The 26340-nt window shown below is 60.9% G+C and carries 24 protein-coding genes; 13 read left to right on the top strand and 11 right to left on the bottom strand.

All coding sequences use genetic code 11. The annotated features are described in order from the left end of the window. Positions 1–91 precede the first annotated feature (91 nt). The 7 genes from betA (at position 92) to yccS (ending at position 11888) form a co-directional block, all read left to right on the top strand. Complete coding sequence (betA, locus tag ACLEJQ_RS15020) at positions 92–1795, top strand: choline dehydrogenase (RefSeq protein ID WP_440796235.1); 1704 nt, start codon at positions 92–94, stop codon at positions 1793–1795. Positions 1796–2025: 230 nt separating this feature from the next. Then, entirely contained in the window at positions 2026–3468 is a 1443-nt protein-coding gene (locus ACLEJQ_RS15015) for a TldD/PmbA family protein (RefSeq protein ID WP_440796233.1), read from the top strand. After that, on the top strand, positions 3468–4805 hold the full coding sequence (locus ACLEJQ_RS15010; RefSeq protein WP_440796231.1) for a TldD/PmbA family protein: 1338 nt from the start codon (positions 3468–3470) through the stop codon (positions 4803–4805). Before ACLEJQ_RS15015 ends, ACLEJQ_RS15010 begins: the two co-directional genes overlap by 1 nt. A gap of 235 nt (positions 4806–5040) precedes the next feature. Further along, the gene (gene mdtD / locus ACLEJQ_RS15005; protein ID WP_440796229.1) at positions 5041–6468 is read left to right on the top strand and encodes a multidrug transporter subunit MdtD; all 1428 of its coding nucleotides are present in this window, start codon (positions 5041–5043) and stop codon (positions 6466–6468) included. A gap of 293 nt (positions 6469–6761) precedes the next feature. Then, positions 6762–8099 carry an ATP-dependent RNA helicase DbpA gene (gene dbpA / locus ACLEJQ_RS15000; RefSeq protein ID WP_440796469.1) on the top strand — a complete coding sequence of 446 codons (1338 nt, stop codon included), beginning with the start codon at positions 6762–6764 and terminating at the stop codon, positions 8097–8099. A gap of 193 nt (positions 8100–8292) precedes the next feature. After that, on the top strand, positions 8293–9471 hold the full coding sequence (locus ACLEJQ_RS14995; protein WP_440796227.1) for an NAD(P)/FAD-dependent oxidoreductase: 1179 nt from the start codon (positions 8293–8295) through the stop codon (positions 9469–9471). Positions 9472–9704: 233 nt separating this feature from the next. Then, positions 9705–11888 (top strand): YccS family putative transporter, encoded by a 2184-nt coding sequence (gene yccS, locus ACLEJQ_RS14990; protein ID WP_440796225.1) that lies wholly within the window; start codon positions 9705–9707, stop codon positions 11886–11888. 31 nt (positions 11889–11919) lie between these two features. Here the strand turns inward: yccS and ACLEJQ_RS14985 are convergent, their stop codons facing one another. Beyond that, positions 11920–12657 (bottom strand): substrate-binding periplasmic protein, encoded by a 738-nt coding sequence (locus ACLEJQ_RS14985; RefSeq protein WP_440796223.1) that lies wholly within the window; start codon positions 12655–12657, stop codon positions 11920–11922. 258 nt (positions 12658–12915) lie between these two features. Here ACLEJQ_RS14985 and ACLEJQ_RS14980 point away from each other — a divergent pair, with 258 nt between their 5' ends. Then, on the top strand, positions 12916–13368 hold the full coding sequence (locus ACLEJQ_RS14980; protein ID WP_440796221.1) for a GNAT family N-acetyltransferase: 453 nt from the start codon (positions 12916–12918) through the stop codon (positions 13366–13368). A 122-nt stretch (positions 13369–13490) separates the two neighbouring features. Here the strand turns inward: ACLEJQ_RS14980 and ACLEJQ_RS14975 are convergent, their stop codons facing one another. The 3 genes from ACLEJQ_RS14975 to ACLEJQ_RS14965 are packed head-to-tail and all read right to left on the bottom strand — an operon-like array spanning position 13491 to position 16460. Then, positions 13491–13787, bottom strand: coding sequence for a winged helix-turn-helix domain-containing protein (locus tag ACLEJQ_RS14975; protein WP_440796220.1), 297 nt, complete (start codon positions 13785–13787; stop codon positions 13491–13493). A gap of 3 nt (positions 13788–13790) precedes the next feature. Continuing rightward, complete coding sequence (locus ACLEJQ_RS14970) at positions 13791–14294, bottom strand: M48 metallopeptidase family protein (RefSeq protein ID WP_440796218.1); 504 nt, start codon at positions 14292–14294, stop codon at positions 13791–13793. 42 nt (positions 14295–14336) lie between these two features. Continuing rightward, positions 14337–16460, bottom strand: coding sequence for a putative bifunctional diguanylate cyclase/phosphodiesterase (locus tag ACLEJQ_RS14965; protein WP_440796216.1), 2124 nt, complete (start codon positions 16458–16460; stop codon positions 14337–14339). A gap of 324 nt (positions 16461–16784) precedes the next feature. Between ACLEJQ_RS14965 and ACLEJQ_RS14960 the strand changes: the two genes are divergently transcribed. After that, positions 16785–17453 carry a polysaccharide lyase family 7 protein gene (locus ACLEJQ_RS14960; RefSeq protein ID WP_440796214.1) on the top strand — a complete coding sequence of 223 codons (669 nt, stop codon included), beginning with the start codon at positions 16785–16787 and terminating at the stop codon, positions 17451–17453. A gap of 295 nt (positions 17454–17748) precedes the next feature. Beyond that, entirely contained in the window at positions 17749–18417 is a 669-nt protein-coding gene (locus ACLEJQ_RS14955) for a polysaccharide lyase family 7 protein (RefSeq protein WP_440796212.1), read from the top strand. 110 nt (positions 18418–18527) lie between these two features. On the opposite strand, the gene ACLEJQ_RS14950 is transcribed toward ACLEJQ_RS14955, so the two are convergent. Together ACLEJQ_RS14950 and ACLEJQ_RS14945 are read right to left on the bottom strand one after the other, a co-directional pair. Further along, on the bottom strand, positions 18528–19169 hold the full coding sequence (locus tag ACLEJQ_RS14950; protein WP_440796210.1) for a DUF1493 family protein: 642 nt from the start codon (positions 19167–19169) through the stop codon (positions 18528–18530). Further along, complete coding sequence (locus tag ACLEJQ_RS14945; RefSeq protein ID WP_440796208.1) at positions 19162–19644, bottom strand: hypothetical protein; 483 nt, start codon at positions 19642–19644, stop codon at positions 19162–19164. Before ACLEJQ_RS14945 ends, ACLEJQ_RS14950 begins: the two co-directional genes overlap by 8 nt. A 761-nt stretch (positions 19645–20405) precedes the next feature. Here ACLEJQ_RS14945 and ACLEJQ_RS14940 point away from each other — a divergent pair. The 3 genes from ACLEJQ_RS14940 to ACLEJQ_RS14930 all read left to right on the top strand — a co-directional run bounded on the left by ACLEJQ_RS14940 (position 20406) and on the right by ACLEJQ_RS14930 (position 21494). Further along, entirely contained in the window at positions 20406–20690 is a 285-nt protein-coding gene (locus ACLEJQ_RS14940; protein WP_440796206.1) for a fructose-bisphosphate aldolase, read from the top strand. Positions 20691–20901: 211 nt separating this feature from the next. After that, entirely contained in the window at positions 20902–21180 is a 279-nt protein-coding gene (locus ACLEJQ_RS14935) for a ribbon-helix-helix domain-containing protein (protein ID WP_440796204.1), read from the top strand. Further along, positions 21180–21494, top strand: coding sequence for a type II toxin-antitoxin system RelE/ParE family toxin (locus ACLEJQ_RS14930; RefSeq protein WP_440796202.1), 315 nt, complete (start codon positions 21180–21182; stop codon positions 21492–21494). Before ACLEJQ_RS14935 ends, ACLEJQ_RS14930 begins: the two co-directional genes overlap by 1 nt. A gap of 584 nt (positions 21495–22078) precedes the next feature. Here the strand turns inward: ACLEJQ_RS14930 and fba are convergent. The 5 genes from fba to epd all read right to left on the bottom strand — a co-directional run bounded on the left by fba (position 22079) and on the right by epd (position 26297). After that, complete coding sequence (gene fba, locus ACLEJQ_RS14925) at positions 22079–23143, bottom strand: class II fructose-bisphosphate aldolase (protein ID WP_003177554.1); 1065 nt, start codon at positions 23141–23143, stop codon at positions 22079–22081. A gap of 249 nt (positions 23144–23392) precedes the next feature. Next, on the bottom strand, positions 23393–23725 hold the full coding sequence (locus ACLEJQ_RS14920) for an MliC family protein (protein ID WP_440796199.1): 333 nt from the start codon (positions 23723–23725) through the stop codon (positions 23393–23395). Between the two features lie 57 nt (positions 23726–23782). Then, positions 23783–24007: a hypothetical protein gene (locus ACLEJQ_RS14915; RefSeq protein ID WP_440796197.1), complete on the bottom strand. Its 225-nt coding sequence runs from the start codon at positions 24005–24007 to the stop codon at positions 23783–23785. 31 nt (positions 24008–24038) lie between these two features. Next, on the bottom strand, positions 24039–25202 hold the full coding sequence (locus tag ACLEJQ_RS14910; protein WP_440796195.1) for a phosphoglycerate kinase: 1164 nt from the start codon (positions 25200–25202) through the stop codon (positions 24039–24041). 24 nt (positions 25203–25226) lie between these two features. Next, positions 25227–26297 carry an erythrose-4-phosphate dehydrogenase gene (gene epd, locus ACLEJQ_RS14905; RefSeq protein WP_440796193.1) on the bottom strand — a complete coding sequence of 357 codons (1071 nt, stop codon included), beginning with the start codon at positions 26295–26297 and terminating at the stop codon, positions 25227–25229. Positions 26298–26340 lie beyond the last annotated feature (43 nt).

The raw sequence follows: 26340 nt of genomic DNA, 5'->3' as shown, positions 1-26340 counted from the left end.
TGCTGCGCAGCCGAGCGGGAGCAAGCTCCCTCGCCACAGGGAAGGTGGCTCTGGCGCGCGACCTGAACCCAATCAAAAGAGGGTGCATTTCATGTCCCAAGAATTCGATTACATCATCATCGGTGCCGGCTCGGCCGGTAACACCCTGGCGACCCGCCTGACTGAAGACGAGGGCGTCACCGTCCTGCTGCTCGAAGCCGGCGGTCCGGACTATCGCCTGGATTTCCGCACCCAGATGCCGGCCGCCCTGGCGTTCCCGTTGCAGGGCCGGCGCTACAACTGGGCCTACGAGACCGACCCGGAGCCGCACATGAACGGCCGCCGCATGGAATGCGGTCGCGGCAAGGGCCTGGGCGGTTCCTCACTGATCAACGGCATGTGCTACATCCGTGGCAACGCCCTGGACTATGACAACTGGGCCAAGCTGCCGGGCCTGGAAGACTGGACCTACCTGGACTGCCTGCCCTATTTCCGCAAGGCGGAAACCCGTGACATCGGCCCGAACGACTATCACGGCGGCGACGGTCCGGTCAGCGTGACCACACCCAAGCCCGGCAACAACCCGCTGTTCCACGCCATGGTCGAAGCCGGTGTGCAGGCCGGTTACCCGCGCACCGAAGACCTCAACGGCTACCAGCAGGAAGGCTTCGGTCCGATGGACCGCACCGTGACGCCGAACGGCCGTCGCGCCAGCACGGCTCGCGGTTATCTGGACGTCGCCAAGAAACGTTCGACCCTGACCATCATCACCCATGCCCTGACCGACAAGATCCTGTTCGAAGGCAAGCGTGCGGTGGGCGTGCGCTACCTGGTAGGCGCCGCTGAAGAGCGAGTCGAGGCCCGCGCTCGCAAGGAAGTGCTGCTGTGCTCCGGCGCCATCGCTTCGCCGCAGATTCTGCAACGCTCCGGAGTTGGTCCGGCGCCATTGCTCAAGAGCCTCGACATTGCGGTGGTCCACGACCTGCCGGGCGTCGGTGAGAACCTGCAGGATCACCTCGAACTGTACCTGCAATATGCCTGCACCCAACCGGTCTCGCTGTACCCGTCGCTGCTCTGGTACAACCAGCCGGCCATCGGTGCCGAGTGGCTGTTCAACGGCACCGGTATCGGCGCCAGCAACCAGTTCGAAGCCGGCGGCTTCATCCGCACGCGTCCGGAGTTCGATTGGCCGAACATCCAGTATCACTTCCTGCCGGTGGCGATTAACTACAACGGCAGCAACGGCGTGAAGGAACACGGTTTCCAGGCGCACATGGGCTCCATGCGTTCGCCAAGCCGTGGCCGAATCCAGGCCAAGTCCAAGGACCCGCGCCAGCACCCGAGCATCCTGTTCAACTACATGGCCACCGAGCAGGACTGGCAGGAGTTCCGCGACGGCATCCGCCTGACCCGGGAGATCATGCAGCAGCCGGCGCTCGATGCATTCCGTGGTCGTGAGATCAGCCCCGGCATCGAAGTGCAGACCGATGAGCAACTGGACCAGTTCATCCGCGAACACGCCGAGACCGCGTTCCACCCGTCCTGCTCGTGCAAGATGGGCACCGATGACATGGCCGTGGTCGATGGCGAAGGTCGCGTGCATGGCCTGCAAGGGTTGCGCGTGGTGGATGCCTCGATCATGCCGATCATCACCACCGGCAACCTGAACGCGCCAACGATCATGATCGCCGAGAAAATCGCCGACAAGATCCGCGGCCGCAAACCGCTGCCGCGCAGCACCGCCCCTTACTACGTCGCCGGCGACGCCCCGGTGCGCGGCAAGCCGTTGCGGGAAGTCGGGCCGACCGCGCAGTAACTGTCACACCGCTATCGCGAGCAGGCTCGCTCCCACAGGGGATCGCCGGTGAACACAAATCTTGTGATCACTAAAGATCCAGTGTGGGAGCGAGCTTGCTCGCGATAGCGTCCGCCCTGACATCCACTATTCCTTTCTGCCTTGATCCCTCCCCCGCCCAGGCCTACTCTAGAGCCGCCGCGTCAATGCGCCGCACCTCGCTGCACCGCCACTCCAGACAAGGAGGTTTCATGTTCGACTTCCACCCCCAGCTCAAGCAGCGGTTTGCTGCCTTGCGCACGGGCGCCGAGTTTTTTTCCCTGCGTTATGTGCGCGAATCCGGCCAGCATCTGTCGGTGCGCAAGAATGTCGCCGAGCCGCCAAGCCTCAACCGCGACGAAGGCGCGATGCTCACCGCCCGGGTCAACGGCGTCGAGGCCTATGCCTCCACCAACGACCTGTCCCAGGCCGGCCTGCAAGCTGCACTGGACCGCGCCGAGCGGCAGGCCCGCCGGCTCAAGCCCCACGCCTTGCTCGACCTGCGCGAGCAACCGGTGTCCAGCGACCGCGCCGATTATTTTTCACCGTTTTTCGACCAGGCCTTCCCGGCGCTCAGCGACTGCTATCAACTGCTCGGCGACGAGTCGGCCGCCGTACCGAAGGATGAGCGCCTGGTGAACTGGCAAGTGAGCATCGGCCTGACCGAGGTCGAGCAGATCTACCTCAACAGCGCCGGCGCCGAATTGCGCCAGGCCCAGCGTTTCATCTACCCCGCGCTGGACGTCACCGCGTTCGACGGCCACGACAGCCAGACCCGCACTCTGGGCCGCGAGAACTTCGGCCAGCAAGGCGGCTTCGACGTGATCCAGCGTTGCGGCCTGATCGGTGCCGGACCGAAGATCGCCGACCAGGCCCTGCAACTGTTGATGGCGCCCAACACCCCGCAAGGCCCTAGGGACCTGCTGCTGATGCCCGATCAGATGATGTTGCAGATCCACGAATCCATTGGCCATCCGCTGGAGCTGGACCGCATCCTGGGAGACGAGCGCAATTACGCCGGCACCAGCTTCGTCAAGACCGCCGACTTCGGCCACCTGCAATACGGCTCCAGCCTGTTGAACGTGACCTTCGACCCGGAAGTTCCCGAGGAACTGGCGAGCTACAGCCATGACGACGACGGCACCGCCGCCAGCAAACAGTTCCTGATCCGCGAGGGCCTGCTGCTGCGTCCATTGGGTGGTGCGTTGTCGCAGTTCCGCGCCGGCCTCAGCGGCGTCGCCAACAGTCGAGCCTGTGGATGGAACCGCCCGCCCATCGACCGCATGGCCAACCTGAACATCGAGCCCGGCGACCAGTCGCTGGCGCAACTGATCCAGGGCATCGAGCACGGCGTGCTGATGCGCACCAACCGCTCCTGGTCCATCGACGATGCCCGCAACAAATTCCAGTTCGGCTGCGAATGGGGCCAGTTGATCGAGAACGGCGAGCTCAAGGGCGTGGTGAAGAACCCCAATTACCGGGGCATTTCCGCGCAGTTCTGGAAGAGTCTACGCGCGGTCGGCGATGCCAGCACCGTGCAGGTCCTGGGTACGCCGAACTGCGGCAAGGGCGAACCGAACCAGGTCATTCGCGTCGGCCACGCGTCACCGGCCTGCGTGTTCAGCAACGTTGACGTGTTTGGGGGAGACGCCTGATGAGCACTTTCAATAATCAGGCCGAGGCGTTCAAGACCCTGGTCGACTGGCTGCGCAACGCGCTGCGCGAATCCGAACAATTCACCCTCGGCTACGCCGCCGAATCCTCGGCCTTCGTACGCTTCAACCACGCCAAGGTGCGCCAGGCCGGACAGGTGCAACAGGCCAACGTCAGCTTCAAGTTGATCGACGACGGGCGCCACGCCGACTTGCAGATCACCTTGTCCGGCGAGCCCGGGACCGACCTGCAACGTCTCGCCGAAGGCCTGCAACAGCTGCGTGAAACCTTGCCGTTGCTGCCCCGGGATCCGTACCTGCTGCTCAACCATAATCACTGGCACAGCCACAACGTGCAGGACCATCCGCTGCCGGAAACCGAACAGGCGGTCGCCGAAATCACCCTCGCTGCCGAAGGCCTGGACCTGGTGGGCATCTATGCCGCAGGCCCCATCAGTCGGGGTTTTGCCAGCTCATCCGGGGCGTTCGGCTGGCATCAGGCCAACAGCTTCAATTTCGATTTCAGTCTCTTTCACGAAAACGGCCAGGCGGTGAAAGCCAGCTACGCCGGCCACCAGTGGAGCAGCGAAGGCTTCGCCCGGCGTTTCGAGCAGGCCCGCCAGCAGCTGGAGTTTCTGGGCCGGCCACTGCGTACGCTGCCACCCGGCGAGTACCGCGCCTACCTGGCGCCCGCCGCGCTGGAAGAAATCATGGGCATGCTCAGTTGGGGCGGGTTCTCGGCCCGGGCGATTGCCAGCAAGCAGAGCCCGTTGCAGAAGTTCTACGCCGGCGAAGCCAGCTTCAGCCCCATCGTGGGGCTCGGCGAGCAGGTCAGCGGTTCCCTGAGCCCGGCGTTTTCCGATGAAGGTTATCCACGCGATGACTTGGGGCTGATCGCCAAGGGCACGGCCAATGCGCGCCTGATCAACTCGCGCAGCGCCGCCGAATACGGCCTCACCGCCAACGGCGCCAGCAGCTACGAATACCCCACGGCGCTTGTCATGAACGAAGGCCAGCTGGAGCAGCAGCAGATCCTCGAACGCCTCGGCACCGGGCTCTACATCAGCAACCTGTGGTACCTGAACTACTCGGACCAACCCGCCGCACGCCTGACCGGCATGACCCGCTTCGCTACCTTCTGGGTCGAGAACGGCCAGATCGTGGCGCCGGTCAGCACCATGCGTTTCGATGACAGCGTCTACAGCCTGCTCGGCTCGCAACTCGAAGGGCTGACCCGGGAGCGGGAACTTCTGCTCTCGGCCAGCACCTACAGCCAACGAGCCACGGCCTCGATGCTGCTGCCTGGAGCGCTGGTGAAGCGGTTGACGTTGACGCTGTAACAACCGGAGGTTGATGCCGTCCCCTGTCTAGCCAACTAGAGGCCGATGCTGTCCTTCTGTGGCGAGGGAGCTTGCTCCCGCTGGGCTGCGCAGCAGCCCCGAAAGCTATGAACGCGGTTCTCCAGACAGTCCGCGTTCGTGGAGCTCGCGACCGCTTCGCGTTCGAGCGGGAGCAAGCTCCCTCGCCACAAAAAGCTTGTTCGCCACGCTGCTCATTGTTCATACAAGAGGTCCCATGCCCAACCGCGCACCGCTCGACGCCGTCACCGCCCGCTGGCTCCCCTGGGTTGTGGCGATCGCTTTCTTCATGCAGTCCCTGGACGGCACCATTCTCAATACCGCACTGCCGGCCATGGCCACTGACCTGGCGGAAAACCCGTTGCGCATGCAGGGGGTGATCATCGCCTACATGCTCACTGTGGCCCTGCTGATCCCGGCCTCGGGCTGGATCGCCGACCGCTTCGGCACCAAGAAGATTTTCTTCGGCGCGATCCTGCTGTTCAGCCTCGGCTCGTTGCTGTGCGCAATGTCCAACTCGCTGACCATGTTGGTCGGTGCGCGGATCGTCCAGGGGTTGGGCGGTGCGCTGATGCTGCCGGTGGGCCGGCTGGTGGTGCTGCGGGCCTATCCGCGCTCGGAGCTGGTGCGGATCATGGGCTTCATCACCATTCCCGGCCTGCTCGGTCCGTTGATTGGCCCGACCATGGGCGGCTGGATGGTGGAGTACCTGATCTGGCACTGGATTTTCCTGATCAACCTGCCGGTGGGCGTCATCGGTTGCTATGCGGTATGGAAATTCATTCCCGACCTGCGCGGCAGCGAACGTACACGGTTCGACGGGCTGGGCTTTGTACTGTTCGGCGCGGCGATGGTATTGATCACCATCGCCATGGAAGGCCTGGGTGAACTGCACCTGCCGCACCTGCGGGTAATGTTGCTGCTGTTCGGCGGCATGGCCTGCCTGGCGGCCTACTGGCTGCGAGCCGGGCACATCGAAAACGCGCTGTTCCCGCCGTCGCTGTTCAAGACACGGACCTTCGCCGTGGGGATCCTCGGCAACCTGTTCGCACGCCTGGGCAGCGGCGCCCTGCCGTTCCTGGTGCCGTTGTTGCTGCAAGTGGCCCTGGGTTACTCACCTTCACAGGCCGGGATGAGCATGCTGCCCCTGGCTGCCGCAGCGATGGTCGCCAAGTCGGTTGCCCGGCCACTGATCGAACGCCTCGGCTATCGCATCGTCCTGACCGGCAACACCCTGGCCCTGGGTATCATGCTGGCCAGCATGGGCCTGGTCAGCGAACAGACGCCATACTGGCTGCTGCTGGCGCAACTGGCGGTACTGGGAGCGATCAACTCGCTCCAGTTCACCGCAATGAACACCGTGACCCTGATCGACCTCGACGATGCCAGCGCGAGCAGCGGCAACAGTCTCTTGTCGGTGGTGGCGCAACTGTCCCTGAGCCTCGGCGTGGCCTGCGCCGGCGCGCTGCTTGGCGGCTTCACCGCCCAGGTGGGCAATGACGGCGTCGACACCGTTCTGGGGGCTTTCCAGCTGACCTTCGTGACGGTGGGGGTCATGGCGATGCTGGCGGCGACGATTTTCTCCCAACTGTCCAAGCAGGATGGGCGACGGCAGAAACGTCACGACGAGCATATCGAGCACTGAGGGCGCTTCTGTGCAGTGAAGCTTGGGTAGCGAGGGAGCTTGCTCCCGCTGGGTTGCGCAGCAACCCCAAAATCACTCCTGATACATCGCAGCGTCAGGTTTTGGGGCCGCTGCGCGCCCCAGCGGGAGCAAGCTCCCTCGCCACAACAGCCGGTCCCCGTCTCAACACAGCTCGTCCAGAACTTTCGAAGAAAGTGGCACCAGGCTGCTACACTGCGCGACATTTTGTTTTGCAGGCCCGTACCGTGACCACCATCGCCACCGCTTTCAATACTTTGCCGCTGTCCGCCGCCATGCTGGCTAACCTCGAATCTCTCGGTTATGCCCAGATGACGCCGATCCAGGCGCAAAGCTTGCCGGTGATCCTCAAGGGCATGGACCTGATCGCCCAGGCCAAGACCGGCAGCGGCAAGACTGCCGCGTTCGGCATCGGCCTGCTGAACCCGATCAACCCGCGCTACTTCGGCTGCCAGGCGCTGGTGATGTGCCCGACCCGTGAGCTGGCCGACCAGGTGGCCAAGGAAATCCGCCGCCTGGCCCGCGCCGAAGACAACATCAAGGTCCTGACCCTGTGCGGCGGCGTGTCGTTCGGCCCGCAGATCGCTTCCCTCGAACACGGCGCTCACATCATCGTCGGCACGCCGGGGCGGATCCAGCAGCACCTGCGCAAGGGCTCGCTGGTGCTCGACGGCCTCAACACGCTGATCCTCGACGAAGCCGACCGCATGCTCGACATGGGTTTCTACGACGCCATCGAAGACATCATCCAGCAGACCCCGGAGCGCCGCCAGACGCTGCTGTTTTCCGCCACCTACCCGGTGGGCATCAAGCAGCTGGCGTCCAAATTCATGCGTGACCCGCAGCAAGTGAAGGCCGAGGCGCTGCACTCCGATGCGCAGATCGAGCAGCGCTTCTACGAGATCGCCCCTGAGGAGCGCATGGACGCGGTGGTCAAGGTGCTCGCGCATTTCCGTCCGGCCTCCTGCGTAGCGTTCTGCTTCACCAAGCAGCAAGTGCAGGAAACCGTCGATCACCTGACGGCCAAAGGCATCTCTGCCGTCGGCCTGCACGGTGATCTGGAACAGCGCGACCGTGACCAGGTCCTGGCGATGTTCGCCAACCGCAGCACCTCCGTGCTGGTGGCGACCGACGTGGCAGCGCGTGGCCTGGACATCGATGCCCTGGACATGGTGATCAACGTCGAGCTGGCCCGGGATTCGGAAATCCATATCCACCGCGTCGGCCGTACGGGTCGCGCCGGGGAAACCGGTATCGCCATCAGCCTGGTGGCGCCGTCCGAGGCCCTCCGCGCCCAAGCCATCGAGCAACTGCAGAAGGCGCCGTTGAACTGGGACCAGTTGGATAACCTCAAGCCCCAGGGCGGCGGCCCGTTGCTGCCGGCCATGAGTACCCTGTGCATCGCTGCCGGGCGCAAGGACAAGGTCCGCCCCGGCGACATCCTCGGCGCCCTGACCGGCGACGCCGGCATCCCCGGCACCCAGGTTGGCAAGATCGCGATTTTCGACTTCCAGGCCTACGTGGCCGTGGAGCGTGGCATCGCCAAACAGGCGCTCAAGCGCCTGAATGAAGGCAAGATCAAGGGCCGCTCCCTGCGGGTGCGGATTCTCTGATTGCTATTGATTCACCTGTGGCGAGGGAGCTTGCTCCCGCTGGGGTGCGCAGCAGCCCCAAAAACCATGAACGCGGAGCTTCAGACAGTTCGCGTTCGTTGGCTTTACGACCGCTTCGCGCTCGAGCGGGAGCAAGCTCCCTCGCCACAAAAGCAAATTTCTGACAGGCCCCAGACATTCAGAGGACACCGTTTTGCGCTCTACCGAAGTCGTGATCATTGGCGCTGGCGCCGCGGGGTTGATGTGCGCGCTGACCGCCGCCGGGCGCGGGCGGCAGGTGATGTTGCTGGACCACGCCAACAAGGCCGGCAAGAAAATCCTCATGTCCGGCGGTGGGCGCTGCAATTTCACCAACATGTACACGGAACCGGGCAACTTCCTCTCGCAGAACCCGCACTTCTGCAAATCGGCCCTGGCCCGCTATACCCAATGGGATTTCATCGCCCTAGTGGCCAAGCACGGCGTGCCGTATCACGAGAAAAAACTCGGCCAGCTGTTCTGCGATAACAAATCCAGCGACATCCTCGCCATGCTACTGGATGAGTGCGACCAGGCCGGCGTCAGCCTGCACCTGGACACCCGCATCGAGCACATCGAAAAAACCGAAGGCGGTTACCTGCTGCAGACCACCCTCGGCACCCTCACCTGCCAATCCCTGGTGATCGCCACGGGCGGGCTGTCGATCCCGACCTTGGGAGCCACCGGTTTCGGTTATCAGGTCGCCAGGCAATTCGGTCACCAGTTGCTGCCGACCCGCGCCGGGCTGGTGCCATTCACCATCACCGACCAGCTCAAGACGCTGTGCAGCGAACTCTCCGGCACATCGGTGGACTGCCTGGTGAGCTGCAACGACCAGAGCTTTCGCGAGAACATCCTGTTCACCCACCGCGGCCTGAGCGGACCGGCGATCCTGCAGATTTCTTCGTTCTGGGAACCAGGGGACACGGTGCAGATCAACCTGCTGCCCGATCACGACGTGCCGCAATGGCTGCAACAGCAACAGGCCGAACGTCCCAACAGTGAACTGAAAACCCTGCTGGGCGAGCTGTTCACCAAGAAAATGGCCAACCTGCTGGCCGATACCTGGTTCGTCTCCAAGCCGATGAAGCAATACACCCACGCCGAGCTTGCGGACATCGCCGAGAAACTGGCGAGCTGGAATATCGTCCCGGCCGGCACCGAAGGCTACCGCACCGCCGAAGTCACCCTGGGCGGCGTCGACACCCGGGAAGTCTCGTCCAAGACCATGGAATCGCTGAAGAGCCCCGGCCTGTACTTCATCGGTGAAGTGCTCGATGTCACCGGACACCTGGGCGGCTTCAACTTCCAATGGGCGTGGGCGTCGGGCTATGCGGCGGCGCAGTACGTTTGATTCATGATTCAAATGTGGGCATAAATCCTGTGGGAGCGAGCTTGCTCGCGATAGCGGTAGTTCGGTCAATATCAATGTGACAGATCTGCCGCCATCGCGAGCAAGCTCGCTCCCACAGTGGCTCGGCGTGTGGTTCACGGAACACTTTTTGCTGCCAGATGTGATCGCCCCCATTGCGTCGGCGTCATTACTGCCTCAATTTAGCGTCATTGCCCGTCAGGCCCGTGCACTTCATGTCATCGACCTCGTTCAGCCAGTCTCTGCGTCGCCTTTGGGCGTTGGATAAATTCAGTTATAGCGTACGGGTGTTCATCGCCCTGACCGGCAGCATGGGCCTGTGCTGGTACCTGGATGAAATGGCGCTATTGATCCCGTTATTCCTGGGCATCATCGCCAGCGCCCTGGCCGAGACCGACGACAGTTGGCAGGGCCGTCTCAACGCGCTGGCCGTTACCCTGGCGTGCTTCACCGTCGCGGCGCTGTCGGTGGAGTTGCTGTTCCCTTATCCCGTGCTGTTCATCGGCGCCCTGGCCCTGGCGGCCTTCGGCCTGACCATGCTCGGCGCCTTGGGCGAACGTTATGGCGCGATTGCCTCGGCGACCCTGATTCTGTCGGTCTACACGATGATCGGCGTGGACCAGCGCGGTGGCGCAGTCACCAACTTCTGGCATGAACCCTTGCTGCTGGTGGCCGGCGCGGCATGGTACGGCCTGCTCTCGGTGCTGTGGCATGCGCTGTTTTCCAACCAGCCGGTGCAGCAAAGCCTGGCGCGGCTGTTTCGCGAGCTGGGGCGCTACCTGAAGCTCAAATCGTCGCTGCTCGAACCGATCCGCCAGCTGGACATCGAAGCCCGCCGCCTGGAATTGGCCCAGCAGAACGGCCGGGTGGTCGCCGCGCTCAACAGCGCCAAGGAGATCATCCTGCATCGCGTGGGCAACGGCCGGCCCGGGTCGAAAGTCAGCCGCTACCTGAAGCTGTATTTCCTGGCTCAGGACATCCACGAACGCGCCAGTTCTTCGCACTACCCCTACAACGCCCTGGCCGAGGCGTTCTTCCACAGTGATGTGCTGTTCCGCTGCCAACGCCTGCTGCGCCAGCAAGGCAAGGCTTGCCAGGCGCTGGCCGAATCGATCCAGCTGCGCCAGCCATTCGTCTACGACGACAGCTTCGCCGAAGCCCTCAACGATCTGCACGCGTCCCTCGAACATTTACGCATCCAGAGCAACCCGGCCTGGCGCGGCCTGTTGCGTTCGTTGCGGGCGCTGTCGGTGAACCTGGCGACCATGGACCGCCTGCTCAGCGACGCCAGCAACCCGGACGCCCTGGCCGACGCCACCGACAGCAGCCTGCTGGATCGCTCACCGCGCAACCTGAAGGACGTCTGGCTGCGCCTGCGCACGCAACTCACGCCCACCTCGCTGCTGTTTCGCCATGCCCTGCGCCTGCCCCTGGCCCTGAGCGTCGGCTATGCCGTGGTGCACATGATCCACCCATCCCAAGGCTACTGGATCATCCTCACCACATTGTTTGTCTGCCAGCCCAACTACGGCGCGACCCGACGCAAGCTCGGCCAACGGATCATCGGCACCGCCATCGGCCTCACAGTGGCCTGGGCGCTGTTCGACCTGTTCCCCAATCCCTTGGTGCAATCGTGTTTCGCCATCCTCGCCGGGGTGGTGTTCTTTACCAACCGTACGACCCGCTACACCCTGGCGACCGCCGCGATCACCATCATGGTGCTGTTCTGCTTCAACCAGGTGGGTGACGGTTATGGGCTGCTGCTGCCAAGGCTGTTCGACACCTTGCTCGGCAGCCTCATCGCGGGGCTGGCGGTATTCCTGTTCCTGCCGGACTGGCAGGGTCGTCGGCTGAACAAGGTGCTGGCGAACACACTGACCTGCAACAGCATTTACCTGCGCCAGATCATGCAGCAATACGCCGCCGGCAAAAGCGACGACCTGGCCTATCGTCTGGCCCGACGCAACGCCCACAACGCCGACGCCGCGCTGTCCACCACGCTTGCGAACATGCTGATGGAGCCGGGCCATTTCCGTAAGGAAGCCGACGTGGGCTTCCGTTTCCTTGTGCTGTCCCACACGCTGCTCAGCTACCTGTCGGGCCTGGGGGCGCACCGTGGCACCGAACTGCCGGCCGAGGTGCGTGAGCAGTTGATCGAGGGCGCGGGCGCGAAACTGGCGACCAGCATCGACGAGATCGCCCAAGGCCTGGCGAGCAAGACTGCGATTGCGATCCAGAGCGATGAAGAAGAAGCCTTGGCTCACGAACTCGAACAGATGCCCGATGACATCGACGAAGGCCAACGGCTGGTGCAAACCCAACTGGCGTTGATCTGCCGTCAGCTCGGCCCGTTGCGAACACTGGCGGCGCATTTGATCAAGGATGTGCCTGGGGCTTGAGCTTGTAGCGCTTGCACTCCCCTACAAAAGCCTACATCCCATGCTGCTCCAACAACCGCGCATAACTGCCATCCGCCTTCATCGCCGCAATCGCTTTATCGAACCCCGCCACGATCTGCTCATGCTCCGGGTTTTTCAGGCTGACCAGGATGTGCAGGCTGTTTTCACTCAACGGCTTGGGCAGGAACTCCACAGCGTTGCGAACCTTGGGCGATTCCCGGGCCAGGTAGTACCGGGCCACGTATTCATCTTCCAGCGTCAGCTTGACCCGCTCGGCCGCCAGCATGCGCACGGCCATGGCGAAGCTGTGCACGGGAACCTTGTGCATTTGCTGGTCTTCGTCGAAATCCCGGGAATAGGCATAGCCGCGCACGACCGCGATGGGATAGACATGCAGTTGCTGCAGGTTATCGAACTCGATCAGGTCTTCCTTGCGCTTGATGAAGCGCACGCGATTGAGCAGGTACTCGGCCGAGAACTGGCCGATCTGGGTGCGATCTTGCGCGTACCAAGCATTGACCAGCACGTCATAGCGGCCTTCGCTGATACCGAGCATTGCCCGGGCCCAGGGCACCTGTTCGAATTCCGTGGCGTAACCGGCCCGGGCCAGGGCGGTACTGACGATATCGGTCGCCAGGCCACCATTGACCAACGTCGCGTCGGTGAACGGCGGCCAACCATCGGCCACCAGGCGCAACTTCTGCGCGCAGGCCTGGTGACTCAGCAACAGCAACCCGACCAATACAAGAGCTCGATGCAATCGCGGCATGCCAAACATCCTTGACGGGTTCAAAGCCCGTTTGTTTTTAGCCGACACTCATGGGATGTCCTTGGACATCCGACCTAACATTAGCTCATTGAAACCGCTGCACAGCGCTGCATCGAAGATTACACAAAGAAGACAACATCGCGACTGGGGAATGATGGCATTTTGGCCTTTGTCACAGATTTTCCTGCCGTTCGGGAGAGAAGACTTCCGATGGCAGGCCGCTTAATATCGGCATCGAATCATTCAGGAAATTCAAAAATGGACATCGACTGGGTCTGCAAACATCACAGTGACCTGAGCAAGGAACAGCTGTACGCCATTCTCAAACTGCGGGCCGAAGTGTTCGTCGTCGAGCAGAACTGCGCCTACCCGGACGTCGACGGCCTGGACCTGGAAGGCGACACCTGCCATTTGATGGCTTGGCAGGACGATCGCCTGGTGGCCTACCTGCGCTTGCTCGACCCGCATTCGCAGAACAGCGACGTGATCATCGGCCGCGTGATCATCGCGCCGCAAGCGCGCGGCCAAGGCCTGGGACACACGCTGATGGAGCAAGGCCTCAAGCAGGCCGAGAAACACTGGCCCGGGACTTCGATCTCGCTCTCGGCCCAGGCGCATTTGCAGGGATATTACGGGCGCTATGGGTTTAAGGTGGTGGGAGTGGAGTATCTGGAGGATGGGATTCCACACATAGGCATGCATCGGCCTTGAGTACGCCATCGCGAGCAGGCTCGCTCCCACATTGATCTGCTGCAACACAACATGTGGGGCGTGCGCTATCCATTGTGGGAGCGAGCTTGCTCGCGATAGGGCCGGCCCAGACACCACTGATATCAGGGATACTCAAGCACCGCCTTGATCCGCGGCAGATTTCCCTCGATCCACCCCCGGTCAATCGCTCCCCAATCACGAATCCGATAACGCCCGGCATGATTGCGAGCGCCTTCCTGTTGCTCGAACTCACAGACAATGTCCAGGTCCGCCAGGGCCGCGACAGTGTCCTGGGCGGTGCGTCGCGGCATGCCGGTGGCTTCGGTGAGCGCAGGGACATTGCTGGCGATGCCGCTGTCGATCAGGTAAGCCACATACAGGCGCCGGTAGAAGCTGGTCTTGGTCTTGCTGACGTCCATTCGTCATTCCTTGATTGCTTGCAAGTCCCGCCAGGTCAGGTACACCCGCAGGTCGAATTCCAGCTGGTGGTACCCCGGCAACATGTGCTCGCAGAGTTGGTAGAAGGCTTTGTTGTGGTCCGATTCCTTGAAGTGCGCCAACTCGTGGACGACGATCATGTTCAGGAACTCGGGCGCAGCGTCCTTGAACAACGCGGCGATCCGGATCTCCTTCTTGGCCTTGAGCCTGCCGCCCTGCACACGCGAGACGGCGGTGTGCAGGCCAAGGGCGCGGTGGGTCAGGTCCAGACGGTTGTCGAACAACACCTTGTCGATGGCCGGCGCGTTACGCAGGTACTGCTGCTTGAGCTCCAGCGCATAGGCGTACAGGGCCTTGTCGCTCTGGATCGAATGCCGCTCGGGATAACGCTGGTGCAGGTACTCGCCCAGCCGGTCCTGGGCAATCAATTGCTGCACCTGGGCTTGCAGGGTGGCGGGGTAGGCCTGGAGGTACTTGAGCGCGATCATTGGCAACAACACGGATACGAGAGGCCGCCAGTGTAGCGAAATTCAGACCCGCACCGTGCTCCAGTCGAACGGTTGGGCAAAGACATCGGTGTCCTCGGCCATCAACGGGCGTGCGACGAGAAAGCCCTGCACATATTCGCAACCATGGGCTTGCAACCACTCGTATTGCTCGAAGGTTTCCACCCCTTCGGCAATCACCCGCAGTCCCAGCTGCTTGCACAAATCAATCACTGACGCCACCAGTGCCGCATCCCGGGGCGAGCCCGGCAAGCGAGCGATCAAATGCCGGTCAAGCTTGAGCGTGTCGAGTTCCAGATCGCGCAGATGCGCCAATGAACACGGCCCCGACCCGAAATCATCCAAAGCCACCCGTACCCCGAGCTGACGCAGCAGCCGCAGCTGCTTCTGGGTTTCATCGGGGTTGCGCATCAACGCATCCTCAGTCACCTCGACCTCCAACTGCCGGGGCTTCAACGCATGGCGCTCCAGCACCTGACGCAACTCGGTCGCCAGGTTCGGCATGCCGAACTGGGTGCTGCTCAGGCTCACCCCCAGCACCAGATCATCGGCGAACATCCGCTCCCAGACTTTGCGCTGGGCCGCGCTGCGATGATAAATCCAACTGCCCAGCCGACTGATCAACCGAGCCTCTTCCAGGAGCGGCAGGAACAGACCCGGCGGCACATCGCCCACGCTGGGATGCTGCCAGCGCAACAACGCCTCGAACCCGCGGATCCGCCCGTCGGCGATGCTGACCTGGGGCTGATAGACCATGTTGAAGTCACGGTTCTCGATGGCCGAGCGCACGCTTTCCTCAAGCATCAGGCGTGAACGGGCTCGACCGTTCATTTCGTGATCATAGAAACGATACTGCTGGCGGCCGGCACGCTTGGCTTCGTACATGGCGATGTCGGACGCCCGCAACAGGCCGTCGAGATTGGCGCCACAGTCCGGGTAGGTGGCGATACCGATACTCGCTCCGAGCGCTACGTCCATGCCTTCGATCTGCTGACAGATCGCCACGCGCTCGATCAGCTTCTCGGCAATCTTGGCCGCCTGCTCGGGAAACTCCAGGTCCAGCAACGCCGTGAACTCATCCCCGCCCAACCGCGCCAGGATATCGAACGGACGCAGGCAAGCCTTCAACTGCTCCGAGACCCAGCGCAACACCCGGTCCCCGGCATCGTGGCCCAGGGAATCATTGACCCGCTTGAAACCGTCGAGGTCCAGGTACAGCAGCACCCAATTACTCTCCAGTCGCTCACTGCGCATCAACAGGTTTTCCGCGGTCTGGTAGAAGCCCCGGCGGTTGAGCAAACCGGTCAGCGGGTCGGTGACGGCCTGATATTCCAGTTGCTGGTGCAGGTGACGCACCACCGACATGTCCTGCAGCGTCACCACCATCGCCTTCTGCTCCGGCGGAAGCGGCGCACAAGACAAAGCCACCGACACCTGCTGGCCGGGCGCAGTACGCAACACCGCATCGTGCAAACGCAGGATCTCACCACGGCCATAGAGGTTAAGAAATTCGGAACCGGCCCACTCCGGGATATGCGGTTTTTGCATGTAGTCCAGGAACGGCGTGCCCTGCAACTGATCGGCAGTGGCATTGAGCAAACGGCATGTCGACGGGTTGGCGAAACGGATACTGCCCTCCTCGTCCACCACCAGGATCCCTTCGGCGGCGTTGTCCAGCACCGAAGCATTGAAGGCCCTGGCGACCTCCAGTTCCTGGCTCAAGCGCTGCAAGGCCCGGCGATTGCGCTGATGCTCCAGCAACGCCTGCACCTTGGGCTTGAGAATCTGCGGATCGAAGGGTTTGAACAAATAATCCACGGCGCCCGTGGCATAGCCCTTGATGACCGCGTCCTGGGATTGTTCATTGGCGGTCAGGAAAATGATCGGCGTGAGCCGCGTGCGTTGGCTGCCGCGCATCAGGCGCGCCACTTCGAAACCATCCATGTCGGGCATCTGCACATCCAGCAGAACCAGGTCGATCTCGTGTGCCAGCAGCAGATCGAGCGCTTCGAACCCCGAGGATGCAGTCATCACCTGCCAGTCCGGACGTTGCAATAACGCGCGCATGCTGAGCAGGTTTTCGGGGTAATCATCCACTATCAAAAGTACGGAGCTATCTTCGCCAAGCGTTGGTTGCGCGCATTCCATGCTGCTTCTCTTATCGGGCGCCACGCCGTTTTTTACGTAGCAAAGCTGACAAATACTGGTGATCTCACTCTAGACCGTGATTTTGAAAAGCAGTAGGTGTCATCGCGCCATCATCCAGACAAAGCCCGAAATAGCCGACTAACGGTCACCCTCATCGGGCACAGAAACTGCAATACCCTCTCGTGACGATCAATTGACGTCAATCCACCGCCGAAACAGACGATAAAAAGCTTACTCCGGTGTTGTCAGGTCGCCCCTAGAAGTGCGGGTTAGAGCCTTCGCTTTGCCACGCCTATTTTTTACACAGTTATGCAGGACACGAACATGATCGATCTCACTACTTGGAACTTGACCATCCCCGAAGGCAGCCCGGCGGTAACCATCGAAACCCCACGCCTGGCCCAGGGATTCAAGAACGAATACTTCCACTCCGATACCGGCACGCTGTTTTTCTGGTCGCCGGTAACAGGCACCAAGACAGCCAACGCTATTTATCCGCGCAGCGAACTGCGTGAAACCTATAGCAACGGCACCTTGCGCAACTGGCTGTACTCGGCGGCCGACAACCAACTGCGTGCAACACTGGCCGTCAACCAGGTACCGAGTACTGGCAAGATCGTTATTGGTCAGATTCACACCAAGGACAGCACCAACCCAATGGTGAAACTTGAGTATCAGTACAAGACCAAAACGAGCACCGGCAACATCGTCGCCAAAGTGCGTATGCGCCCCGATGACGCAGAAGGCCAGGTCATTACCGTGGCCACCGGTGTAAAGCTTGACCGTAACTTTACCTACATGATTCACCTCAGCCCCAAGGGTGCGCTGGGCATCAGTGCAGCGGGCTACAACTGGCGCACCACCATTGATCCGTCCTGGAAGGACAAGCCGCTTTACTTCAAGGCAGGCGTCTACGTGCAGGACAACACTGGCTACACCACCGAAGGCGGAAAAGTGACGTTCAGCCAGTTGGAAATTCAGCACAAGATTTGACTGCTATCAACGGCGCGTAGCGGCAAGGACCGCTGCGTGCCGTTTGCTGCATCCGGCAAAAGCGACAGGCTTCATATGGCCATCGTTCCATTGGAAAACGAAATAGCCGACCAGCGGTCGTTTATCTCGGGCACAAAAACCGCAAACACCACTCTGACGGACAGTTGACGCCAACCATCCGCCGGACGAACTCGTGAAATGTTCGATTCCCGCGCTATGAAGGCGCCTTGAGATGCCTGGAATAGAGCCTCCGGTTGGGTCTTGCAGTTTTTTATTCGTGAAAAAGGATCCGAACATGGTCGATCTTGCCACCTGGAATTTGAGCATCCCTGAGGGGAGCCCACCCAAAACCATCGAAACGCCACGATTGGTGGATGGGTTCAAGGACAAATACTTCAGCCGCGATGGCAGCACGGTGCGTTTCTGGGCACCGGTCACTGGCTCAAAGACTGAAAACGCGATCTATCCGCGCAGCGAGCTACGGGAAACCTACAAAGACGGCACCTTGCGCAATTGGTTGTACCCTGACGCCGACAATTTTCTGAATGCCACCCTGACCGTTAACCAGGTGCCCAGCAGCGGCAAGGTTGTCATTGGTCAGATCCATACCAAAGACAGCAACAAACCCATGGTGAAGCTGGAATACCAGTACAAGGATGCCAATAAACTCGGTGACATCGTTGCCAAGGTTCGTATGCGTCCCGATGACAGTAAGGCCCGGGTCATCACAGTTGCCAGCGGAGTGAAGATTTCCCAGGCCTTTTCCTACCGTATTCATCTGGATCGCACCGGTGACCTGGGCATCAGCGCGGCGGGTCGTAGTTGGTACACCACCATCAGCTCCACTTGGCGGGTCAAGCCGTTGTATTTCAAGGCCGGGGTGTATGTGCAGGACAACTCGGGCTATACCAGCGAAGGTGGGAAAGTGACGTTCAGTAAGTTGGATATTGATCACAACACCTGAGTGATGCCGTCTGCGGCAGCTCCCGCGAGGTTACGTATCCCTGCTGGAGTGCCGCGGGGCCGAGTGTCGGATCGTGCCCATCTTTCGTGCAGAGACTTTTCGAACCATTTCTATAGGGCTTCCAGCGTCCGGGTATTCCAACGCCGGTTTTTTAGCGCCTGGTAGAGCATGCCGATGGTCAGGGGCCTTTTCTGACGGCGTTTGAGCAGCCGGCATTTGACCAGGATCTCGGTTAATGGCGAACAGACATAGCGACGGGCTTTGAAGTCCCCTAAATGCACAGAGAACTCCTGTCGAAATACCTGAATGAAGTGCCTGACGTCACGATCCTCGCACTTGAAGTCCAGGTTGATGGCCGTTTCGAGTCGAAGCGTCTGGTGTTTGGAGAGGCCTATCTCCTCGTGCAGCAGTTGCAGCAGCTGGCGCATCAACGCATCAGTGGGAAAGTTCGGCGCCAGGTTGCTCATGGGAGCCGTCCAAAGCGGATGAGCGGGGGCGTTTGATCGGGCTCGACGGTATTCGTTTCGGTCCAGGAACAGCAACCAGCCCATTAAAAACAGGCTGGGTGCAGCGAAGTTGATGCCCAAATCCCGGAGCCAGGATGGAGGATGAAACAGAACAATCAGACCGATGGATAAAAGAAGCAGTCCACACCACTTCCTGGGCGCATAGGACTTTACGCTGGCGGCAAGAATGACGTAGACGATAAGCGCTAGGAGCCAGTGCGCCAGGAAGGCGAGGATGCTATCCACCTGGATGCTCCAAAACCATGGACGATGTTGAGCGCTGTGGGCCAATACCTCCGTTGACCTGCGCATCAAGGCCGACAATGACGTCGCCCGCATGGTAGCCGCGCAGTCGACTCCATGCCGAACCTGCAACAGCAGCACCCACCGACACACTCGCCCGGCTCGAAAATAGCTTCGCCGGTACAGCAAACGCACTACTGATTACAGTAATGAGCAGGTCCTTTTGTAGATTGAATATATCTGCCTGCCGGCGGCTTAGCGGTTTGGAAATCGCGACGACCATCAGACAAGGCAAATCCTTCGCGAGCATCTTCTCGTAGAGCTCAGTCAATCGATAGCATACTTGCGGTGCTACCGCGTTCATCTCCAAAAAACAAAGGCTTTTGAGAAGATGTTTCTCGCGAGGCATCACGCGCAGTCGCGTTACGGAAAAAGTGAGCCCGTAGTGGCCAACGTATTGGGTCTTTTCCTCGATCACAGCTTCGCTACCAGTCAATGGATACGAAACGGAGTCTGCCCCAAGCGCAGTGCTCCAGCCCGGGCTTTGGTTAGATTGAAAAGTCTTTTCGGAAACGGACTACATTCAAGAGTAATTTTTACTACCTTCGAGTGACTGAACGACGCAAACTCGAAGAGGAATACAGCTCCATGTGGGAGCGAGCCTGCTCGCGATGGCGGCCTGACAACCGACCAATCTCTCTCGGTTGTACCCCGATCAACCACAGCATCTGACATTCCTCCAGACGCAGCGACAGCAAATACCGCGCACCGGCCCTTCTGAAAATCTCGTAGGAAAACGCCCCCCGTGGCGAGGGAGCTTGCTCCCGCTGGGCTGCGAAGCGGCCCCTTCTTTTTGTCAGACCCGCCCGATGCCCAATGTTTACGGGGGCTGTGCCCCCGAGCGGGAGCAAGCTCCCTCGCCACGGAGTTTGCGGGCGTCCTACAGCTCGGTTGTTGGGTCAAAAATCCGCTCTGGATCCACTCTATAGTTAGGGCCGTCACTGGCTTTGGTCAGTGACGGGGTTTCGCAGCCCTAAAATTGAGAATGAGACCTTTGCACCGTCGAATGAAAACTCAGGCAAACTTGTCGGCGTTCATTTTATGGCGGTTGTGTGTGGGAGACCTTCTGGTCTGCCGGGTTTGGTCTCTTCCTCGGTCTGCGAACCCGCACGCAACTGCCACCTATTTGTTTCGCAGCAGAAGGTGGCAATTCATTTTCCTTGATAGAGCCAAACCTTCATGACTACAAATCAATCATCCAGCCGCTTCACCCCTTTAACCCCAATAGCCACCACCCATCCCATCCTATTCATCGACCGCACAGCCCCACTCCCTGAACTCCACGCCTGCGCCAGCGAACGCCTGCACGCCACCCTCGACTATCTGACCCTCATGGCCTGCATGACGCTGCGCGACTCAAGTGCCAACGACATCAACACCCTCACCAACATCGCCAGGATCATGGTGCAGGACGTCGCGGATGTCTTCGGAGTGATCGAGCAACGCGGACTTGAAGAAGAATAAAGCCCCTTGTGGGAGCGAGCCTGCTCGCGATGCGCCGGTTCAGCGACATGGATGTCGGATGACACGGCACTATCCGAGCAAGCTCACCGATTTTGAGATCGGAGGTGAAAGCAGGCAACTTGTCGGATTTAAATCAAAGATGAACCCCAGCCATGTGCATATTTTTTGAGACGGAGTAGGATTTAATCCTATCTTTTTCAGGATGCCCATCATGCGCAGCACTCAACAGTTCAGCATCACACTGCCTAACCAGATGGCCGACGTGGTGAAAGCCAAGGTAGCAGCCGGCGAGTACGCCACTGAAAGCGAAGTTATTCGAGATGGTCTCCGGGCGCTATTAGCCCGTGATCGCGCTTTGGAAAATTGGCTCGTAGGCCAAGTAGCCCCGGCTTATGATGCCTTGAAAGCGGACCCCTCACGTACGCTAAGCATCGATCAGGTGCGCTCCAGATTGGCGGCCGAACACCAGACCACCACTATCAAATCGTAATGGCGTATACCGTCGAGTTTGTTCCAGAAGCTGTTGAACAGCTAGCAACGCTCTATCGCTATATAGCAACGGTGGCTTCGCCGGAGATTGCCCAGCGGTATACAGACGCTATCGTGAACCATTGCGAGGAACTACGGACATTTCCGCATCGAGGGAACCAGCGAGACGATATACGCCCAGGCCTGCGTATTACGAATTATCGTAAACGGACAGTGATCGCCTTTACTGTTGATGCCAAGCAAGTCTCCATCCTGGGTATCTTCTACGGTGGGCAGGACTTTGAGGTCACTTTGCAATACGAACTGGACGATTAGTACGCGTGCACTGGAAAGTGTCCGCCATTCCCTGGCACAGCCGTCCGCGCATCTGAAAATTGGCGTACATCCACAAGATCCGTCGTATGGTTGAGATCTTTCGCGAGCAGGCTCGCTCCCACAATTTGATTGGGTAGGACCGCAAGAGTAAAGGTCGGCTGTTAGGCCGCCTTCGCGGGCAAGCCCGCTCCCACAATTGGATTGACGTACAGCCGTAAGCGCCAGGTCGGCCGTAGGCCCCTCGCTTTTGCTTTTGCTTTTGATCTAGGCGCCCCGTTAACCACGAAGGCCGAGCGCAGGCGTTGCGTAGTGGGCATCCCGGCATGGATGCCGGGATAGCCGCGCAGGGCCATGGATGGCCCATCGCGGCGGGCCCACGGAGCAATGCCGGAGTGAGGGAACACCGAGCCTTGGCGAGGTGCCTAGTGGTGGGGCAAAGCGCTTTTGGTTACTTTTGGCGCTCTTCCAAAAGTGACCCGCTGTAAGAGCGGAACCCTAAGTAGCCGTTGCCGCAGAAACGGATATACATACAAACCCGGCCATAAAAAAACCCGCAAAAATGCGGGTTTCTCTATAGCAGCAGATCAGTTGACCTTAGCGTTCAACTCACCCTTCAAATACCGCTGATACATCGCCTCCAAAGAGATCGGCTTGATCTTCGAAGCATTCCCCGCAGTCCCAAACGCCTCATAACGCGCAATACACACATCACGCATCGCAGTCACGGTGGCGCCAAAGAACTTACGCGGATCGAACTCGCTAGGATTGGTCGCCATCAAACGACGCATGGCACCCGTAGAGGCCAGACGCAGGTCAGTATCGATGTTGACCTTGCGCACGCCGTACTTGATGCCTTCGACGATTTCCTCGACCGGCACGCCGTAGGTTTCCTTGATGTCGCCACCGTACTGGTTGATGATCGCCAGCCACTCTTGCGGCACCGAGGACGAGCCGTGCATCACCAGGTGGGTGTTGGGGATGCGCTTGTGGATTTCCTTGATGCGATCGATCGCCAGTACGTCACCGGTCGGCGGCTTGGTGAACTTGTAGGCGCCGTGGCTGGTGCCGATGGCGATGGCCAGGGCGTCGACCTGAGTCTTCTTGACGAAGTCCGCGGCTTCTTCCGGGTCGGTCAGCATCTGGCTGTGGTCCAGCACGCCTTCAGCGCCAATGCCGTCTTCTTCACCGGCCATGCCGGTCTCCAACGAACCCAGGCAACCCAGCTCGCCTTCTACCGAAACGCCGCAGGCGTGGGCCATGGCAACGGTTTGCTGGGTGACGCGCACGTTGTATTCGTAGTCGGTCGGGGTCTTGCCGTCTTCACCGAGGGAGCCGTCCATCATCACCGAGCTGAAGCCCAGTTGGATCGAGCGCTGGCAGACGTCCGGGCTGGTGCCGTGGTCCTGGTGCATGCACACCGGGATGTGCGGGAATTCTTCGATCGCCGCCAGGATGAGGTGACGCAGGAACGGCGCACCGGCGTATTTGCGGGCACCGGCCGAGGCCTGGACGATCACCGGAGAGTCAGTCTTGTCAGCGGCTTCCATGATGGCGCGCATCTGCTCAAGGTTGTTGACGTTAAAGGCTGGAACGCCGTAGCCGAACTCGGCTGCGTGGTCCAGCATCTGACGCATGCTGATAAGTGCCATTGTGTGTCTCTCTCCCGGTCGAGGGTCGTTAATCGTGCCAGCCTGCCGGAGCGGCGGCGGCTATTCAAGTCATTGCTAGTCGGGGGTTGGCCCCGGCTGCGAATTCGGTACCACTTGGTCTTTCAATCTCCACCGGCCCCTGTGGGAGCGAGCCTGCCCGCGATAGCGTCGGATCATTCAGAACAGATGTGAACTGATCCACCGCCATCGCGAGCAGGCTCGCTCCCACAGGAGGCCGTGGCATTTCAATTACTGCGCCTTACAGCCACGCCCGATCAAGTCATTGGTGGCGACCCAATACACCAGGCCTTCCTCACCCTGCACGTGCAGTGCCAGCATGTCGTCGCTGTACAGCGCGCCCGCTGCGCCCGGCTCCTGTTTCAGGTGGTAGACCTGATCGGCGCCGCCCAGGCGCACATCAACTTCCTGGTGGGCGGTATCGGTGTAGCGCCATAGCACCTTGGCCTCGCTGTCACAGGTCCAGCTCGTCCAGCTTTCAACCGGCTCGGACGAGTGCAAAAAATCCAGCTGCGCACAGCCACCCAGCACTGCCAACGCCGCAACGGCGACCAAGCCTTTCATCCGTTTTCCTCGACGAACGGCACACGCCGCCCGCCTTGAGTTAAAGAGTCAGACCCGTCAAGGACAACCATGTTCCTTGGCCGGGGTTTGCGCCTCGTATTTGTCCAGGCCGTCCGGCCCCGAACGCTTGTTCAGCACCGGGTTGGTCTCGGCCTGCCAGTCGGCCTGGTAACAGCCTTCCTCGGGTGTCGGCGTCCCGGTTTCCGGGGCCGTGGCTGGCGGGCTGCTCGAACAGCCCGCCACCATCGCCACCGCCAACAGCACCGTAAACGTCTTGACCATCAGAACACTCCTTTGCCCGGTCAACGGAGCCTCAGGCCTTGGCCCGGCTTTCCAGGACTTCCACAGCCGGCAGAACCTTGCCCTCGACGAATTCGAGGAACGCGCCGCCACCGGTAGAAATGTAGGAGATCTGCTCGGCCACGCCATATTTGTCGATGGCCGCCAGGGTATCGCCGCCGCCAGCGATGGAAAACGCAGCGCTGTCGGCGATGGCTTGGGCCAATACCTTGGTGCCGTTGCCGAACTGATCGAATTCGAACACGCCCACCGGACCGTTCCACAGGATCGTCTGGGACGCTTTCAACAGTTCGGCGAAGTTGGCCGCGGTTTGCGGGCCGATGTCCAGGATCATGTCGTCTTCGGCGACGTCGGCAATGGCCTTGACGGTGGCGGCGGCGCTTTCGGCGAATTCCTTGGCCACCACCACGTCCACCGGCAACGGCACGCTGACCTTGGCAGCGATTTCACGAGCGGTGTCCAGCAGATCCGGCTCGTACAGGGATTTGCCAACCGGATGACCGGCCGCGGCCAGGAAGGTGTTGGCGATGCCGCCACCGACGATCAGTTGATTGCAGACCTGGCTCAGGCTGTTGAGCACGTCGAGCTTGGTGGACACCTTGGAGCCGGCGACGATGGCGGCCATTGGCTGGGCCGGGGAGCCCAGGGCCTTGCCCAGCGCATCCAGTTCGGCGGCCAGCAGCGGGCCGGCGGCGGCGACTTTGGCGAACTTCGCCACGCCATGGGTCGAACCCTCGGCGCGGTGGGCGGTGCCGAACGCGTCCATCACGAACACATCGCACAGGGCCGCGTACTGCTGGGCCAGCTCGTCGGCGTTCTTTTTCTCGCCCTTGTTGAAGCGCACGTTTTCGAACAGCACGACATCGCCGGCCTTCACGTCGACGCCGCCCAGGTACTCAGCCACCAACGGCACTTCGCGGCCCAGGGCTTTGCTCAGGTAGTCGGCCACCGGCTTGAGGCTGTTTTCGGCCGAGAATTCGCCTTCGGTCGGACGCCCCAGGTGGGAGCAGATCATCACGGCCGCGCCTTTTTCCAGGGCCAGCTTGATGGTCGGCAGCGAAGCCAGGATACGCGCGTCGCTGGTGACGACACCGTCCTTGACGGGGACGTTGAGGTCTTCGCGGATCAGTACGCGCTTACCTTGCAGATCGAGGTCGGACATCTTCAACACGGTCATGGGTCGCAATTCCTGGATAACTGTTTAGAGAGCAGGTGGATTGGAAGCAGAAAGCGCAGCCGCTGTTTGCAGGTAATGCTCGGCAACGTCCAGCATTCGGTTGGCAAAACCCCATTCGTTGTCGAACCAGGCCAGGATGTTCACAAGCCGTGGCCCGGAAACACGGGTCTGGCTGGCATCGACAATGGCCGAATGTGGGTCATGGTTAAAATCACAACTGGCATGGGGCAACTCGGTGTAGGCCAGAAGGCCTTTGAGCGGGCCGTTGGTGGCGGCTTCGCGCAGGATCCGGTTGACCTCGGTGGCGTCGGTATCGCTCACAGTCTGCATCGTCATATCGAGGCAGGACACGTTCACCGTCGGCACCCGCACGGCTTTGGCCTGAATTCGCCCGGCAAGTTCCGGGAGCAGCCGTTCGATGCCACGCGCCAGACCAGTGGACACTGGAATCACCGACTGGAACGCCGAACGGGTGCGGCGCAAGTCTTCATGGTGATAGGCGTCGATCACCGGCTGGTCGTTCATCGCCGAGTGAATCGTGGTGATGGACACGTATTCCAGGCCAATGGCCTGGTCCAGCAGGCGCAACAGCGGCACACCACAGTTGGTGGTGCAGGACGCGTTGGACACCAGCAGCTCGGCGCCGGTCAGGCAATCCTGGTTCACGCCGTAGACGATGGTCGCGTCGACATCCGCTTCGCTGGCCATCGGCTGGGAGAACAGGACCCGCGGCGCTCCGGCCGCCAGGAAACGCTGGCCGTCTTCGCGAGTGTGGTAGGCGCCGGAACATTCGAGCACCAGATCGACGTCCAGGGACGCCCAGTCGATGCCTTCGGGCGTGGCACTGCGCAGCACTTTCACGCAGTCGCCATTGATATGCAGACAGTCGCCCTCGACCCGCACTTCACCGGGAAACCGGCCGTGGGTGGAGTCAAAGCGTGTCAGGTATTCGATACTGGCCATGTCGGCCAGGTCGTTGATCGCCACAATCTCGAACCCGGCCTTAGCCCCCCGCTCAAACAGCGCCCGCAGGACGCAACGACCAATCCGGCCGTAGCCGTTGAGTGCAACTTTGTAGGGACGTGGTGGGGGCATGGGGGTCTCTGGCCAGGGTGAGTCCATTGAGGCAGCATCGCCT

The organism is Pseudomonas sp. SMV71 (genome assembly GCF_052042015.1).
In the GTDB taxonomy this organism is placed as follows: domain Bacteria; phylum Pseudomonadota; class Gammaproteobacteria; order Pseudomonadales; family Pseudomonadaceae; genus Aquipseudomonas.
The sequence above is the reverse complement of the archived record's forward strand: the minus strand, read 5'-3'. Positions and strand labels throughout refer to the sequence as shown.